Origin of the sequence: Lysobacter sp. CFH 32150, from assembly GCF_022758295.1 — a bacterium.
Taxonomy (GTDB): domain Bacteria; phylum Pseudomonadota; class Gammaproteobacteria; order Xanthomonadales; family Xanthomonadaceae; genus CFH-32150.
This window is the reverse complement of the sequence record NZ_JALDWJ010000001.1, coordinates 200,027-214,235: the sequence shown is the minus strand read 5'-3', so window position 1 is coordinate 214,235 and position 14,209 is coordinate 200,027. Positions and strand designations below refer to the sequence as shown.

The window sequence follows — 14,209 nt, the reverse complement described above, 5'->3', positions numbered from 1 at the left end:
CGGCCCCGCGCCAGCCTTCGTAACGCACGTGACGAACATCAAGCAAGAAGACCTGATCCAGAGCGTCGCCGACGCCCTCCAATACATCTCGTATTACCACCCGGTCGACTACATCAAGAATCTCGCTGCTGCGTATGAGCGCGAGGAGTCCGTCGCGGCGAAGGATGCGATCGCACAGATCCTGATCAACTCGCGCATGTGCGCCGAAGGCCACCGACCGATCTGCCAGGACACGGGCATCGTCACCGTGTTCCTCGAGATCGGCATGGACGTGCGCTGGGACGACGCGACCATGGGCGTCGAGGACATGGTCAACGAAGGCGTGCGTCGCGCATACAACCATCCGGACAACAAACTGCGCGCGTCGGTGCTGGCCGATCCCGCCGGGAAACGCAGCAATACCAGGGACAACACGCCGGCCGTCGTCAACGTGAAGGTCGTGCCGGGCAACACCGTCGACGTGATCGTCGCGGCCAAGGGTGGCGGCTCGGAAGCGAAGTCGAAATTCGCGATGCTCAACCCGTCCGATTCCATCGTCGACTGGGTGCTCAAGACCGTGCCGACCATGGGCGCGGGCTGGTGCCCGCCGGGCATGCTCGGCATCGGCATCGGCGGCACCGCCGAAAAGGCGATGCTGCTGGCGAAGGAGGCGCTGATGGAGCCGATCGACATCACCGATCTGCAGGCGCGTGGGCCATCCAACCGCGCCGAAGAATTGCGCCTCGAGTTGTACGAGAAGGTCAACGCGCTCGGCATCGGTGCGCAAGGTCTTGGTGGCCTGACCACGGTGCTCGACATCAAGGTCAAGGATTACCCGACCCATGCGGCGAATTTGCCGGTGGCGATGATTCCGAATTGCGCGGCGACGCGGCATGCGCATTTCACGCTGGATGGCAGCGGCCCGGTGATGCTCGATCCGCCGTCGCTGGAAGACTGGCCGCAGCTGACCTACGACGCCAGCAAGGGTCGTCGCGTCGATCTGGATAACGTCACGCCCGAGGAAGTCGCCAGCTGGAAACCCGGCGAAGTGCTGCTGCTCAACGGCAAGCTGCTCACCGGTCGCGACGCCGCGCACAAGCGCATGGTCGACATGCTCAACAAGGGCGAGCCGCTGCCGGTCGACTTCAAGGGCCGTTTCATCTATTACGTCGGTCCAGTCGATCCGGTGCGCGATGAAGTCGTTGGCCCGGCGGGCCCGACCACGGCCACGCGCATGGACAAGTTCACCGAGCAGGTGCTGGCGCAGACCGGACTGCTCGGCATGGTGGGCAAGGCGGAACGCGGTCCCGTGGCCATCGACGCGATCAAGAAGCACAAGTCGGTCTACTTGATGGCGGTCGGTGGCGCGGCCTATCTCGTGTCGAAGGCGATCAAGGCTTCGAAGGTCGTCGGTTTCGCCGACCTCGGCATGGAAGCGATCTACGAATTCACCGTGCAGGACATGCCGGTGACCGTTGCGGTCGACAGCGTCGGCGAGTCGGTGCACAAGACGGGTCCGCGCGAGTGGCAGGCGCGGATCGGCAAGATTCCGGTGGTGGTCGAGTAACCACCTTCGATCAATACCATTCCAGCAGGGACACACCGAGCCCGAAGTAAGTGGCTCGGTGGTTGTAGTCGATCAGGCTTTCACCATAGCCGTCGAAAACCTGCACGTGTCCGCGCAACGCGCTGCTGATCGGGAAACCCCAGTCGAACTGGAAGGCGCCATGCGCGGCATCGCCGCTGCGCAACGAATGCCGGCCCATCAACGAAAATTCGTTGCGGCCGCGTCGATGCACCAGGGTCAGGTCTCCGCGCCCGACGTAGTTGCTGATGTCGGGGTTATCGTCGTCGCGACCGTCGGGGATGCGCCACCATGGCCGCAACATCAGTGCCCAGTCCTCGCGATCGAACCCGATGTTGACGACGAGTCGATTCCAGCTGCGCGACAGCGGATCGGGGCGGCCATTGGACTGGTGGTTGATGCCGACGCCGAACAACCGCCCGGCCCAGCCGCCGACGCGATAGTTCGTGCGAAATGCCAACAGCACTTCGGGTTCGTAATCGGTCTCGCGGAACGGTCGCGATTCGTCGCCGTTGTAGACCTGCCAGCGCGAACTCTGGGTGTAGGCCATCCACACATCGCCGTTGTCGCCGAAGATGTTCTCGATCGCCTTGGTCTTGAAGCTGAGCTGGAACTTGGCTTCGACGTCGGTCAGCGACTGTGGCGTGGTCACGGTGTTGCGCGGATTCGGGGAGTACGGCAATTCGTTCTGGTTGCTGCTCCAGAACGCCGGAAGCAGATAGACCGGCTTATAGGCGCGGAAATTGAACGTGCCTAGCTTGGAGTCCTTCGCCAGCTCCCAGCGGCTGTCGAGTAGCGAGCCCTTGCCGGCATTGGCGACGGCAACTGCGAGCGGATCGTCGTTGCGGTACAGGTCGCTCGCTGCGCGCTTGCGTGATCGCGTTCCGTTGGTATCTGCAGGTGCCTCGATCGCGTCGCCGAGCTCAAGATTCTCGCGGATCGCCTGGGCTTCCTTCGCGGCGATGTCGGCCTGCTGCGTATCTTTCGGCTTACGGCCGAGCACCTTGTCGTAGCAGGCCAGGCGCTCGGCATCGTTTTCGATCGCAAGACAGGCTTCTGCGGTACTGGGCTTGGCGGTTTGCGCGGCGCAGTAGCCGGAGACCGTGGCCAACGCCATCGCAAGCATCGCGCGGTTCATGGCGAGGTCCCTTTTGCGCTGCCATCGAGCAGGTTGGCGTCGTCACTGGCGCGCCTCGCGGCTGCCAGCTGCTGGTCGATGTCGCGATTGACGGATGTATCGACACGCGCAGCTTCGTCGTGCCCAGGCTCGCGTTTGCCATCTTCCGCTGGCGTGCGTTCGCTGATCACGTGATAGGTCGTACGCGGCGCTTCGATGCTCGCTTTGGCGAATGCGGCCTTGACCAGGCGGATCGCCTCGCTCCGCGTTTTGCCCAGGTCGCTCTGGTGCTGGTCGACCCAGCCGAAGAAACGCAACACGACACCGCTCGGCGTGTATTCGTGCAGCAGCCAGGATGGGCCGGGATCGTCGAGCACGCCGTCGAGCTTGCCGATTTCCGCGATCGCCAGCGCCTGTGCCCGGCGGATCGATTCACTGGCGTCGATGCTGATGTTGAAATCGAAGCGCCGCTTCGGGTTTTGCGAGTAGTTGAGGATCACCGACTTGAACACCAGTGCGTTCGGCAAACGCAGTTCGCTGCCGTCGAGCGTCATCAGCACGGTCGACCGCGAAGTCAGCGCGACGACCTTGCCTTCGCGGTTCTCGATCTGCACATGGTCGCCCGGCGAAAACGGCTGGCGCAGGCTCAGCAGGACACCGGCGATGTAGTTCTCGGCGATGTCCTTGAAGGCGAAACCCAGCACCAGGCCGACGACGCCCGCCGAGCCGAGGACTGCGCCGACCAGCGAAGTCGCACCGAGCAGGTCGAGCGCGACCAGGATGCCGGCGAGCAGGATCAATCCCTGCATGACTCGCCGTACCAGTCCATCCATGTAGGGATTCGGGCTGCGCAGCCGCTTCAACTGCATGCGTCGGGCCATGAAGCGACCGAACCACGATGCGAACAGGATGATCGCAGCCGCGACCAGCAACAGCGGCGACGCGGCCAGTAGTCGTAACAGCTTGTCGGCGACTTCGTCGAAGGCGGCCTGGAAGCGGTCGGTCAGCTTCGAACTGAGCTCGATGCGGTTTTCGACCTTGCGAACGCCATCCAGCTGGCCGGCGATCCGTTCGGCCAGCTTGCGATCTGCTTCGACGATCACCTGGCCATCGAGTCGGGCGATGCCGTCTTCGACAGTGGCGGTCACATCGCGCAAGGTTGCGATTGCACGCAGGCGTGAGTCGAGACGTTGGCCGATGGAGCGATCCGCAGCGATGGTCGTGGCGACGGCCGGTTGCGCCGCGAAGGCTTGGTTGCCAAGCAGGCACAACATGAAGACGTGGATCGCCAGGAATCGGATAGGTCGGGTCATGTTGTTCAAGGTCATGGCGCTCAGAATATCCACGCGAGGGTGAACACGCCGATCATCGCGAAGGCGAGAGTGAGTTTCAGCACCACCGCGAACACGATGCCGAGCCATGTGCCGAGGCCGACTTTCGCCGCCTGGTGCAGTTCGCGTCCATGCAGCAACTCGCCAGCCAGCGCGCCGACGAAGGGGCCGACGAACAAGCCAATGGGCATGAACAACAGGCCCGCAAACGTGCCCAGCACTGCGCCGATGATCGCCTTGCGGCTGGCGCCTACACGGCGCGCGCCATGGGCGGTCGCCCAGAAATCGATCGCGAACGAGAGCAGGGTCAGCAAGCCGAGCAGCACCACGACCCAGACGGGAATCTGCTGGAAGCCCCCGGCCCACGCCGCCAGCAGCATGCCGGCGAACACCAGCGGCAGACCGGGCAGGGCAGGCAGCACCGTGCCCACCAAACCGACGAGCACCAGAACCGCTGCCAACGCGTAATAAACCGCTTGAGGATCCATCGTTTCCGCCTTCAGTGATGAGCGTTTTCCATCGTCCGCCCTATCGTTGCATTTTCACAAATGCCGGGGTACTTTGCGGGCGCTGTGTTTACCAAGGTCACTGTGAATCGTGGCCTGATGCGGTCGATCCGTAGATGCACCTCGCTTCCTCCCTTGGAACCAGCACGCCGAACAAGAAACGCCGGCGGTCCAATCCAACCGTTCCAGGGAGCAACACCGATGTCGAACCGTGAAACCGGTACCGTCAAGTGGTTCAACGACGCCAAGGGCTTCGGCTTCATCAGTCGCGAGAATGGTGATGACGTGTTCGTGCACTTCCGCGCGATCCAGTCGCAGGGTTTCAAGAGCCTGAAGGAAGGGCAGCAGGTCAGCTTCGTCGTCGTGCAGGGGCAGAAAGGGCTGCAGGCGGATCAGGTCCAGCCGCTGTAATCCGACGGTCATGCGATTCGTGAGAAACCCGGCTTCGGCCGGGTTTTTCTTTGCGCAAGAAAAACGGCCCGCCGAAGCGGGCCGTTTGCGTTCAGCAGTACGCAGGATCAATTCTGCGATGGGTGGTTCTCGGCGAAGTATTCGTGGCTGTCGGCATTCTGGATTGCCTTGCTCGGATCGGAGATCGCCAGCTGCTTGGCGCCAGTCTGGCCATACACCACATCGTCGGTACCAGCGACGACATTGAAGTGACTCATTTCGTGGATCAGGGTGCCGGCCTTGGAGTCGGTGCCCGTGTTCGGGGCACTCCAGAACGCGCGGCAGACGAAAATCTCGTACGGCCGGGTCGGATAGACGTAGGCGTAATAGTTTTGGTTGCACCCGCAGTTGATCTTGATCTGGCCGCCGCTCTGGTCCATCGCCGAGTCAATATCGACGAAGTTCTGCTTGACCGTGGCGTAGCGCGAACTGTTGTAGGCACCGAACCAAGTGGTGTAGCGAGGGCCTTGCGTACCAGCGTTGAGATAGCCCTTGGCATCCTCGGAATACGCCCGTGCCGAAACCACAGCATTGCCCGCACCGCTGATCTGTGTGGTCGAGCAACCGACGTAGCTGACCCCGTTGACTACGGTACCGCCGGATCCTGGCTTGCCCTTGTTCGCAGTGCCGCTGCCCTTGGCGAGCTGGTCGCTACCGTCGACCCACAAGCGCAACGGTGCGCTCTGCGCCACCATCGGTAGTCCGTTGTTCTTCAGCATCTCGCCTGTGGACAGCGATGCGTGCTGTAACGGCGATGCGAACGTCACCACGTACTGACCACTCTTAGCCATGTCATAGGCGCCCGAGAGGTCGACCACGGTGCGATAGCTTTCGCCGGCGCGCAGGATTGCGAACTCATCGGCCCCCGGCACCCCTCGCTTGATCATCGGGCCTTCGTACTGCACTGGCTGGCCGTCGCGACTGACCTGGAACAACTTCGCCTCGATGAAGTCGGACGGCAGTTCCCACTTCGGCACGCGCACAGTGTGGCGGCTGGTGTTGATGATCGTGATTTCGACCGCGCCAAGGAAGTCGCCGGCTGTGGCGGCGACCATGCTGACGCGGAGCGGGTTGGTCTTGGCGGCGGGCGGCGCGGCGACGGCGGCAGCGATGGCGCCGGCGAGCACCGCGGTACAGGCCACGGTCTGGCTGAGCGAAAGCTTCATCAGAGTGAACCCCCAAACAAGTGTGACAAGGTCCGCGGTTGCGGACAGCCGACCCTAACCCGCCGATCCGTCGGCCGCAATTTGCATCGCGTCAATACGCAGCCGGACTCGTGAGGTCATAACGAAAAACAAACGGCCCGCCGAAGCGGGCCGTCTGGAAATCGCGAGTACGCCAGGATCAGTTCTGGAACGGGGTGTTTTCCGCGAAGTACTCGTGGTTGTCGGCGTTGTCGAGCGCGTTGTCCGGGTTGGAAATCGCCAGGCTCTTCGCGCCCGACTGACCGTACACGTGATCGTCGGTACCGGCCACGACGTTGAAGTGGCTCAGCTCGTGAACCAGGGTGCCGGCGCGCGAGTCGGTACCGGTGTTCGGTGCGGTCCAGAAGGCCTTGCACACGTAGATCTTGTACGGCTGGGTCGGGTAGACGTAAGCGTAATACGTCTTCTTGCAGCCGCAATTGATGACCAGCGGCTGGTTGTCAGCTGCGTCGTCGATGGCAACGAAGTGCTGCGAAGCGGTCGCGTAACGGCTGCTGGTGTAAGCACCGAACCAGGTGGTGTAGCGCGCACCCTGGGTCCCCGCGGCCAGATAGCCCTTGGCGTTTTCGGAATAGGTGCGAAGCGAGTTCACCGCAGTCACCAGCTGGCTCTGCTGGGTGGTGGTGCAGCGCTCATACCCGAGACTGCCGACCGTCTGCACGCCACCAGGAGCAACGGTGGTCGTCGTGCCGCCCTTGGCGAGCTGATCGCTACCATCCACCCACAAGCGCAGCGGCGCGCTCTGGGCGACCATCGGCAGGCCATTGGCGTACTTCAGCATTTCGCCGTTGGACAGTGAGGCGAACTGCAGCGGCGCCGCGTAGGTCACGACGTACTGGCCACTCTTGGCCATGTCATAGGAACCAGACAGGTCGACCGTGGTGCGGTAGCTCTCGCCAGCCTTGAGGATGAAGAAGTCGGACGCCTCGAAATGCTTGTCACTGCGCTTGGCCTGCAGGCCGGTGTACTGCACCGACTCGCCATCGCGGCTGACATTGAACAGCTTGGCTTCGGCATCGTCTGACGGCAGCTGCCATTTCGGCAGGCGCACGGTGTGACGGCTGGTGTTGGTGATCGTGATGTCGACCTTCCCGAGGAAGTCGCTGGCGCTGCCGGTGGCGGCAACCATGCTGACGCGGAGCGGGTTGGCCTTGTTTGCGGGAGGAGCAGCGACTGCGGCGGCAATGGCACCGGCGAGAACCGCCGAGCCCGCCAGGGTCTGGCTGAGCGAAAGCTTCATCTATGGAACCCCCGAATTGGAACTGGTCACAAAGGTCCGCGAATGCGGACGGCGGACCTTAACCGGCATGAAAGTTGCTTGCATTTTGCAGCGCAGCAGATAACGGTTTCAGCGCCGCATCCGAGCATGCATGTTTCGCGCTTGTCGGGGTTGAACAGGAAAAGGCCGCCATAAGGCGGCCTTTCGCTTGGTGTCCCAACCACTTATTAGCGCAGAGAAGCGCGGCCGTTGTACACGCGGACGTAGGAGCCCTCGCGGATGCCACCGAGGTCGGACTGGGTCACCGTGACGACCCGGCCATCGTTCATGCGGACATAAACGTTATAGACCCCGCGGTTCTTCTGGATGGCGTTGCCAGCCAATGCGCCAGCTGCCGCACCGGCAACCGTAGCGACGTTCTGGTTGCCCTTGCTGCCGCCGGTGTGTGCCGAAATCTCGTGGCCGGCCACAGCACCGACAATCCCGCCAAGCACGGCGCCGGTCGCAGAGGGGGCCTTGCTGCCCTGCACGACCTCCTCGACGCGTGTCACCGTGCCGCAGTCATAACACGCGTTGCTGCTCGCCGGCGCCGGGGCGGATCCGTAGCCGCCGTAACCGCTGTTATTTGGCGATGTGGTAGCACAGCCGGCCAGTGCTAAGCTGGCGATGGCCGCGGCGCCGATCAGACGAATGTTCATGTGCCTTCCTTTTGTGGAATGGAAACGTCGTGGCGCACCTCACCACGTGCGGGTCAACCTAGGCCAGGCATCATGAACATGCGATCAACCGGGTCCTGCACACTCAGCGCAACCACGCTCGACCGTCGTAGACGCGGACGTAGGAACCTTCGCGGATGCCGCCGAGATCGGTCTGGGTGACGGTGATGATGCGGCCGTCGTTCATGCGGACCTGCACGTTGTAGCTGGTTCCGCCGCCGCTCATGTTGCGCTGGATCGCGCTGCCGGCGACGGCGCCGGCCACAGCGCCCGCGACAGTCGCGGTGTTCTGGCGGCCCTTGCTCTCGTCGTCGGCCAATTCGCGGCCCGCGGCGGCACCGACGATGCCGCCGATCACAGCGCCGGTTGCGCCGCTGCGTGGGGTGCCGACGGTATCGATGCGTTGCACCGTGCCGCAGTCGTAGCAGGCCGCGGAACTGGAAGGCGGCGGTGAACCGTAACCGCCGTAACTCGGGGAAGTGGTAGCGCAACCGGCCAGCGCCAGGCTGGCGATCGCGGCTGTACTGATCAGACGGATGTTCATGCGACTCTCCTCCTGCTGGAAGATGCCGTGGCCCTCACCACGTGCACCCAACCTAGGGCGAGGGTCGTGAACATGCGATCAACCACGCTGCGCGCGTTCAGCGCGCAGCGGGATTCGCAAAGCGGGCTTAGCGGAAGTCCTGGTGGCAGGCTTTGCAGGCCTGGCGGATGTTGCCCAGCGTAGTGCCGACGCTCTCGCAGCTCAGCGGAGGCGTGCTCGATGCGGCGTCGAGGACACCACGCAATTCGCTGGCTGCCTTCTTGAAGCGTTCGTCATCGCGCAGGTCGGGGAAAGCCGCTTCGATATCGTTGGAAGTCATCCGCAGCGCCTGCAGGTGCGGCAGGGTGTCGGTGGCGTTGCAACGGTTCTGGTCGAGATTGCCCTTGAGGTGGTCCACGTGCCATTGCTGCACGTGCATCAGGCTGTCGTGGAAATGGTCCCGCCGCGCATCCCAGGCGCGCATCGCCATCACCGTGCCGATCGCGCCGGCCATGAGGCCGATCAGGAGGAAGAAGAAGTAACGCGCGCCGGTCCCCGCCATGATTGCCACCCCGTCTGGAAATTCGCCGCACGATAGCAGAAGGGGGCTACGCGCAGACGAGCAGTACAATTGCGCGATGCGACAGGACTTGCGCGATCGTTTCGCCGGCATCGACCGGCTCTATGGCCGCGGCGCGGTCGAACAACTTACGCAGCGTCACGTCGCGGTGATCGGCGTGGGCGGCGTCGGATCGTGGGCCGTTGAAGCGCTGGCACGCACCGCGCTCGGCAGGCTCACTCTGATCGATGCCGACGACCTCTGCGTCTCCAACACCAATCGTCAGTTGCCGGCCGTGGCGGGCCAGTACGGTCGCGGCAAGGTCGAGGCGATGGCCGAGCGCTGCCGCACGATCAATCCGCTGATCGAGATCGAACCTGTGGCGGCATTCCTCACTCCGTCCAACCTCGACGACATCCTCGGTGGAAGCCCGGGTCGCGGCTTCGACCTGGTGATCGACGCCTGTGACAGTTTCCGCAGCAAGGTCGAGGCGATCGCCTGGTGCCGGCGCCGCAAGCAGCCGGTCCTCACCGTCGGTTCTGCCGGCGGTCGCACAGATCCCACCCAGGTGCGCGTACGCGACCTGTCGCGCACCGAACACGATGCGATGCTGTCGCTGATCCGCAAGAAGCTGCGCGGCGAATTCAACTTCCCAAAGAACGCCGACCGCTATTTCGGCGTGCCGGCGGTGTATTCGCTGGAGAACGTGAAGTATCCGCAGGCCGATGGCAGTGTCTGCGGCGTGCGCCCGCAGCTGGGCAAGGACGCGGCGCTGAAGCTCGATTGCGGCGCGGGGCTCGGCGCGGCGACGCATATCACTGGGGCGTTTGCGTTCGCCGCGGTCGGCAAAGCGCTGGAAATCCTGTTGAAGCCGAAACCTGCGGCATAGATACGTAGGAGCGGCTTATAGCCGCGAGCTCTCGCTCTGGACGAAAAAGCTCGCGGCTATAAGCCGCTCCTACGAAAGGTCGAACAGCCGCTCGGCGTTTCGCGTGGTGGCTTGCGCGATCAGGGCCGGATCTTCGTTGCGCAGTTGCGCGATCGTTTCGAGCACTGTCACCAGCCGCGCCGGTTCGTTGCGCTCACCACGAATGCCAGCGTCTGGCTGGTCCGGCGCATCGGTTTCCAGCAACAAACACTCGATCGGGATGGTCGCGGCGAGCTTGCGCAGGCGATTGGCGCGATCGTAAGTCACTGGGCCGCCCAGTCCGACCAAGAACCCGAATTGCCACAGCTGCCGCGCCTGTTCGGCGCTGCCTGAAAAACTGTGCACGACGCCACGCAGGTGACCGATGCGCTTGACCGCCGCGATCACTGCATCGACCGCACGTCGTGCGTGCACGATCACGGGCAGGTCGAAGTCCCGTGCCAGCACCAACTGTCCTTCGAAGTAGTGTTGTTGCGCTTCGACATCCAGGCCTTCGACGAAGTAATCCAATCCGCATTCACCCACTGCGACCGGGCGTTCGCGTTCGATCCAAGCGCGCAGTTCGAGCAAGTGCTGTGGCCGGTGTGCGTCCAGGTACATCGGATGCAAGCCATAGGCGGGGAACAGCCCTGCACCCGTGGCGCAGATGTGGCGCAACTTCGGCCAACCGGCGGCATCGACCGCCGGCACGATCTGCCTGTACACGCCTGCCGCGCGCGCGCGCGCGATCACCACTTCGCGGTCGGCATCGAATTCCGCGGCGTCGAGATGACAATGGCTGTCGACCAGCATGCCTGCTTAACGAGGCACGTCGCGTGTTGCATCGATCGGGCCTGGCGTTTTGCGCTTTTTCCAGTTGGCTAGCAGTAACGTGCCGAGGCCGAGCAGTACCTCGTCGGCCAGCGGAATCACATCTGGAATCACCAGGTCGATTGCGAACAGGGCGGCGGTCAGCGCGAACAGGCGCGGATAGCTGAGCCGACCGAGAAAGCGCATGAAGGGAGCGAGTAGAGGACTGGCCATCAAGGTCTCCGCGAGATTGTCCGGATAGCCGCAAACGCTAGCACGCGCCTGCTTGGAGCGTGCCGTGATTCACGCTTTCGTCAGTTTCATCGGGGCAATCGGTGCCCGTTCAGGTTCACCATGATGCAATCCACTCGGACAACAAACGCGGGAATTCCCCCGCCGGAGGCAGCATGAAGAACAACACTCTTGCCATTGCTTTGGCTGCGCTGCTTGTAGGCGGCGTCGCCACAGCTGCGTTCATGAATAACCGCGACAAGTCGGATATCGCAACAGCTGCGCCGGCGGACTCCAGCCTCGCGCTGGGCGCCGACGCTGCCGTCGATAGCAGCATCCCGGCCAGCGGTCGCGTCGAATACGCCGAAGTGCTCGACGTCAAACCAATCACCGAACAGGAAAAGTTGTATGCGACCGTGATCGGTACCGACCCGGTCCGCGAAACCAGCACCACCTCGACCCCGCGCGAAGTGTGCGAGGACGTGGTCGTGCAGGAGCGCGCCCCGGAGCGTGATGGCAACGTCGGCGGCACCGTCGCTGGTGCGGTCATCGGTGGCTTGATCGGCAATCAGGTCGGCGGTGGCAACGGCCGCAAGGCCGCGACCGTGGCTGGTGCAGTCGCCGGTGGCTTCGCTGGTCGCGAGATCGACAAGCGCCACGTCGGTGGCCAGGTCGTGAACCGTACCGATCGCCAGTGCCGCACCGTTCAGTCGACGTCGCAGTCCTCGCGGGTCGTGGGCTACAACGTGACCTACCGCAATCCGGACGGCACCACCGGCACCATGCGCACCGGCAGCAAGCCGGGTAGCCGCATCGCGCTGGGCACCGAGGACAAAACCATCGGTTATGACGTGACCTATCGCTACGAAGGCGAGAACCACACCATCCGCATGGATGAGAAGCCGGGTGAACGCCTGCCGGTGATCGACGGCCAGGTCGTCACCCAGGTCGCTGCGGTCGAGTCCGAAACCGCGCGCCAGTAAGCTTCAGCAGCTACGAAGCACGCGGGGCCGGAGCGATCCGGCCCCGCTGTTTTTGGGGCGCGCGGGGGTGCCGCGCTGCAGCATAGGCCGATACAATGGCGGACTTTCCCACCCGCCGAGTTCGCGCAATGGCCCTGCACCCGTACGACCTGTTCGACGTCCGCTCCCTGCTTAGCGAAGAGGAGTGCGCCGTACAGGACACCGTGGCGCGATTCACCAATGAGCGCGTACTGCCGATCATCGGCGACGCTTTCGACCAGGCCCGTTTCCCGAAGGAGCTGGTGCCGGAGATCGCCGAACTCGGCCTGCTCGGCTCCTCGTTGCCGGAAAAGTACGGTTGCGCCGGACTCAACGCCGTCAGCTACGGCCTGATCTGCCAGGAGCTCGAGCGCGGCGACAGCGGCATCCGCAGCTTCGTCAGCGTGCAGAGCTCCCTCTGCATGTACCCGATCTACGCCTACGGCAGCGAAGAGCAGCGCCTGCGCTGGTTGCCGGGCATGGCCGCGGGCAAGGTGATCGGCTGCTTCGGCCTGACCGAGCCGCACGGCGGTTCCGATCCGGCCAACATGAAGACGAATGCCAGGAAGGACGGCGGCGACTGGATCCTCAACGGCTCCAAGATGTGGATCACCAACGGCAACGTCGCCGACATCGCCATCGTCTGGGCGCAGACGGATGAGGGCATCCAAGGCTTCGTCGTCGAAAAGGGCATGCCCGGCTTCGCTGCGCAGGAAATCAAGCACAAGATGAGCCTCCGCGCGTCCGTCACGTCGTCGCTGTTCTTCGACAACGTGCGCGTGCCGGAAGCCAATCGCCTACCGAACGTGAAGGGACTCAAAGGGCCGCTCGGCTGTCTGACGCAGGCGCGTTACGGCATCACCTGGGGCCCGATCGGCGCGGCGATCGCCTGTCTCGACGAAGTCCTGCACTACACCAAGGAACGCATCCTGTTCGACCGCCCGGTGGCGGCCACGCAGAGCGCGCAGATCAAGATGGCCGAGATGGCGCGCCGCATCACGCTGGCGCAGTTGCTGGTCGTGCAGCTCGGACGCCTCAAGGATGCCGGCAAGATGGCGCCTGCGCAGGTTTCGCTGGCGAAGTGGAACAACTGCCGCATGGCCATCGACATCGCCCGCGAATGCCGCGACCTGCTCGGCGGCGCCGGCATCACCACCGAGCACAGCGCGATCCGTCATGCGCTCAACCTCGAGTCGGTCATCACCTACGAAGGCACCGAAACCGTGCACCAGTTGGTGATCGGGCGTGAGTTGACCGGAATTAATGCATTTTGACCAACAGCCGACGAGCGCGCCCAGTGAAATCCTCTTTGCTGATTGCCTTTTTACTGGCGCTCATCGCGGCGCCAGCTGCGGGAAAATCAAACATTCCGCCAACCGACGCCGGACAGATTGTCCTTTTGGTCAATGCGCTGGAACCAGAACTGACCCATACACATTTGGGTGTGACAGCCTTTACAAACTACGAAAACAAGATCCCAAACGATTGGAAACTTTCCGCGACCATTGAAGGTCGCGCGCGCGAGTTGCTCACGGGCACCGGATATCGCGTTGTAGTCGCATCCGTACCCGATGAACAGCTGCAGATGATCCGGAGTCGCCGTCACGTCAAGATGGGATGGTCCAGTGCACGTCCCAGCCCCGACTTCGCGAAATGGCTGGAAGCCGAGATGTCGGCACAAGGCGCGACGGTAGCGATCATCCTCGGCACTTACCGGCGCAAATTCGCATTCAACGTGCCTGTGTCATATGAGGGCTACGGGGTAATGTCCATGCACGGAAAGACGCCGAAGCACGCCTACCTATTTGCGAACGTCTACGCGTCGGTATTTTCCGGGGAGCCATTGGGTATTGCAGAGGGAGCCAGTTTCAACGAGTCGGATTGCCGGGCAATACTGAAACCCAACGAAATCGCAGTCGATTCTTTTGAGAGTCTTTCGGCAGACTTGCTCGCGCCTTATCGCCAAACCATCGAGGCTCTGGCGGGGCAGAGACTGAAGCAGGATCTGACAGCCTCTGGTCTGATTGCTGGAGAGGTCGAAAAATGCACCGTGCCGATCAGCTGATCGCA

The 14,209-nt window shown here is 63.2% G+C and carries 16 protein-coding genes; 6 read left to right on the top strand and 10 right to left on the bottom strand.

From position 1 onward, the window contains the following. Window positions 1-28 precede the first annotated feature (28 nt). On the top strand, window positions 29-1,546 hold the full coding sequence (locus tag MO486_RS00970; protein ID WP_242903812.1) for a fumarate hydratase: 1,518 nt from the start codon (window positions 29-31) through the stop codon (window positions 1,544-1,546). A gap of 10 nt (window positions 1,547-1,556) precedes the next feature. Here MO486_RS00970 and MO486_RS00965 read toward each other — a convergent pair whose 3' ends face one another. The 3 genes from MO486_RS00965 to MO486_RS00955 are packed head-to-tail and all read right to left on the bottom strand — an operon-like array spanning window position 1,557 to window position 4,500. Continuing rightward, on the bottom strand, window positions 1,557-2,681 hold the full coding sequence (locus tag MO486_RS00965; protein ID WP_242904584.1) for a phospholipase A: 1,125 nt from the start codon (window positions 2,679-2,681) through the stop codon (window positions 1,557-1,559). Between the two features lie 17 nt (window positions 2,682-2,698). After that, complete coding sequence (locus tag MO486_RS00960) at window positions 2,699-3,994, bottom strand: mechanosensitive ion channel family protein (RefSeq protein WP_242903810.1); 1,296 nt, start codon at window positions 3,992-3,994, stop codon at window positions 2,699-2,701. Between the two features lie 20 nt (window positions 3,995-4,014). Next, window positions 4,015-4,500, bottom strand: a complete 486-nt coding sequence (locus MO486_RS00955; RefSeq protein WP_242903808.1) for a DUF456 family protein — start codon at window positions 4,498-4,500, stop codon at window positions 4,015-4,017. A gap of 219 nt (window positions 4,501-4,719) precedes the next feature. Between MO486_RS00955 and MO486_RS00950 the strand changes: the two genes are divergently transcribed. Continuing rightward, window positions 4,720-4,929 carry a cold-shock protein gene (locus tag MO486_RS00950; RefSeq protein ID WP_242903806.1) on the top strand — a complete coding sequence of 70 codons (210 nt, stop codon included), beginning with the start codon at window positions 4,720-4,722 and terminating at the stop codon, window positions 4,927-4,929. 107 nt (window positions 4,930-5,036) lie between these two features. Here MO486_RS00950 and MO486_RS00945 read toward each other — a convergent pair whose 3' ends face one another. The 5 genes from MO486_RS00945 to MO486_RS00925 form a co-directional block, all read right to left on the bottom strand. After that, the gene (locus tag MO486_RS00945) at window positions 5,037-6,134 is read right to left on the bottom strand and encodes a M35 family metallo-endopeptidase (protein ID WP_242903803.1); all 1,098 of its coding nucleotides are present in this window, start codon (window positions 6,132-6,134) and stop codon (window positions 5,037-5,039) included. Between the two features lie 178 nt (window positions 6,135-6,312). Next, window positions 6,313-7,413, bottom strand: coding sequence for a M35 family metallo-endopeptidase (locus MO486_RS00940; RefSeq protein ID WP_242903801.1), 1,101 nt, complete (start codon window positions 7,411-7,413; stop codon window positions 6,313-6,315). A gap of 206 nt (window positions 7,414-7,619) precedes the next feature. Then, window positions 7,620-8,090, bottom strand: a complete 471-nt coding sequence (locus tag MO486_RS00935; protein WP_242903799.1) for a glycine zipper 2TM domain-containing protein — start codon at window positions 8,088-8,090, stop codon at window positions 7,620-7,622. A gap of 103 nt (window positions 8,091-8,193) precedes the next feature. After that, on the bottom strand, window positions 8,194-8,652 hold the full coding sequence (locus MO486_RS00930) for a glycine zipper 2TM domain-containing protein (RefSeq protein ID WP_242903797.1): 459 nt from the start codon (window positions 8,650-8,652) through the stop codon (window positions 8,194-8,196). A 127-nt stretch (window positions 8,653-8,779) separates the two neighbouring features. Next, a complete protein-coding gene (locus tag MO486_RS00925; RefSeq protein ID WP_242903794.1) occupies window positions 8,780-9,193 on the bottom strand; it encodes a cytochrome c in 414 nt (137 codons plus the stop codon). A 76-nt stretch (window positions 9,194-9,269) separates the two neighbouring features. On the opposite strand from MO486_RS00925, the gene MO486_RS00920 reads away from it, so the two are divergent. Next, complete coding sequence (locus MO486_RS00920; RefSeq protein ID WP_242903792.1) at window positions 9,270-10,079, top strand: tRNA threonylcarbamoyladenosine dehydratase; 810 nt, start codon at window positions 9,270-9,272, stop codon at window positions 10,077-10,079. A 69-nt stretch (window positions 10,080-10,148) separates the two neighbouring features. Here the strand turns inward: MO486_RS00920 and MO486_RS00915 are convergent, their stop codons facing one another. Continuing rightward, on the bottom strand, window positions 10,149-10,910 hold the full coding sequence (locus MO486_RS00915) for a TatD family hydrolase (RefSeq protein WP_242903790.1): 762 nt from the start codon (window positions 10,908-10,910) through the stop codon (window positions 10,149-10,151). 6 nt (window positions 10,911-10,916) lie between these two features. Then, window positions 10,917-11,141: a DUF6116 family protein gene (locus MO486_RS00910; protein WP_242903788.1), complete on the bottom strand. Its 225-nt coding sequence runs from the start codon at window positions 11,139-11,141 to the stop codon at window positions 10,917-10,919. A 173-nt stretch (window positions 11,142-11,314) separates the two neighbouring features. On the opposite strand from MO486_RS00910, the gene MO486_RS00905 reads away from it, so the two are divergent. The 3 genes from MO486_RS00905 (at window position 11,315) to MO486_RS00895 (ending at window position 14,204) form a co-directional block, all read left to right on the top strand. After that, window positions 11,315-12,121 (top strand): glycine zipper 2TM domain-containing protein, encoded by an 807-nt coding sequence (locus MO486_RS00905; RefSeq protein ID WP_305037353.1) that lies wholly within the window; start codon window positions 11,315-11,317, stop codon window positions 12,119-12,121. Window positions 12,122-12,249: 128 nt separating this feature from the next. Further along, the gene (locus MO486_RS00900) at window positions 12,250-13,413 is read left to right on the top strand and encodes an acyl-CoA dehydrogenase family protein (protein WP_242903786.1); all 1,164 of its coding nucleotides are present in this window, start codon (window positions 12,250-12,252) and stop codon (window positions 13,411-13,413) included. A gap of 23 nt (window positions 13,414-13,436) precedes the next feature. Further along, entirely contained in the window at window positions 13,437-14,204 is a 768-nt protein-coding gene (locus MO486_RS00895; RefSeq protein WP_242903784.1) for a hypothetical protein, read from the top strand. The last annotated feature ends 5 nt before the right edge of the window (window positions 14,205-14,209 follow it).

Excerpts from the sequence above, each read along its gene's own strand:
- MO486_RS00955 (WP_242903808.1), bottom strand. The coding sequence starts at position 4,500 with ATGGATCCTCAAGCGGTTTATTACGCGTTGGCAGCGGTTCTGGTGCTC.
- MO486_RS00960 (WP_242903810.1), bottom strand. The coding sequence starts at position 3,994 with ATGACCCGACCTATCCGATTCCTGGCGATCCACGTCTTCATGTTGTGC.
- MO486_RS00925 (WP_242903794.1), bottom strand. The coding sequence starts at position 9,193 with ATGGCGGGGACCGGCGCGCGTTACTTCTTCTTCCTCCTGATCGGCCTC.
- MO486_RS00940 (WP_242903801.1), bottom strand. The coding sequence starts at position 7,413 with ATGAAGCTTTCGCTCAGCCAGACCCTGGCGGGCTCGGCGGTTCTCGCC.
- MO486_RS00965 (WP_242904584.1), bottom strand. The coding sequence starts at position 2,681 with ATGGCGTTGGCCACGGTCTCCGGCTACTGCGCCGCGCAAACCGCCAAG.
- MO486_RS00935 (WP_242903799.1), bottom strand. The coding sequence starts at position 8,090 with ATGAACATTCGTCTGATCGGCGCCGCGGCCATCGCCAGCTTAGCACTG.
- MO486_RS00920 (WP_242903792.1), top strand. The coding sequence starts at position 9,270 with ATGCGACAGGACTTGCGCGATCGTTTCGCCGGCATCGACCGGCTCTAT.
- MO486_RS00950 (WP_242903806.1), top strand. The coding sequence starts at position 4,720 with ATGTCGAACCGTGAAACCGGTACCGTCAAGTGGTTCAACGACGCCAAG.
- MO486_RS00900 (WP_242903786.1), top strand. The coding sequence starts at position 12,250 with ATGGCCCTGCACCCGTACGACCTGTTCGACGTCCGCTCCCTGCTTAGC.
- MO486_RS00945 (WP_242903803.1), bottom strand. The coding sequence starts at position 6,134 with ATGAAGCTTTCGCTCAGCCAGACCGTGGCCTGTACCGCGGTGCTCGCC.
- MO486_RS00915 (WP_242903790.1), bottom strand. The coding sequence starts at position 10,910 with ATGCTGGTCGACAGCCATTGTCATCTCGACGCCGCGGAATTCGATGCC.
- MO486_RS00930 (WP_242903797.1), bottom strand. The coding sequence starts at position 8,652 with ATGAACATCCGTCTGATCAGTACAGCCGCGATCGCCAGCCTGGCGCTG.
- MO486_RS00910 (WP_242903788.1), bottom strand. The coding sequence starts at position 11,141 with ATGGCCAGTCCTCTACTCGCTCCCTTCATGCGCTTTCTCGGTCGGCTC.
- MO486_RS00905 (WP_305037353.1), top strand. The coding sequence starts at position 11,315 with ATGAAGAACAACACTCTTGCCATTGCTTTGGCTGCGCTGCTTGTAGGC.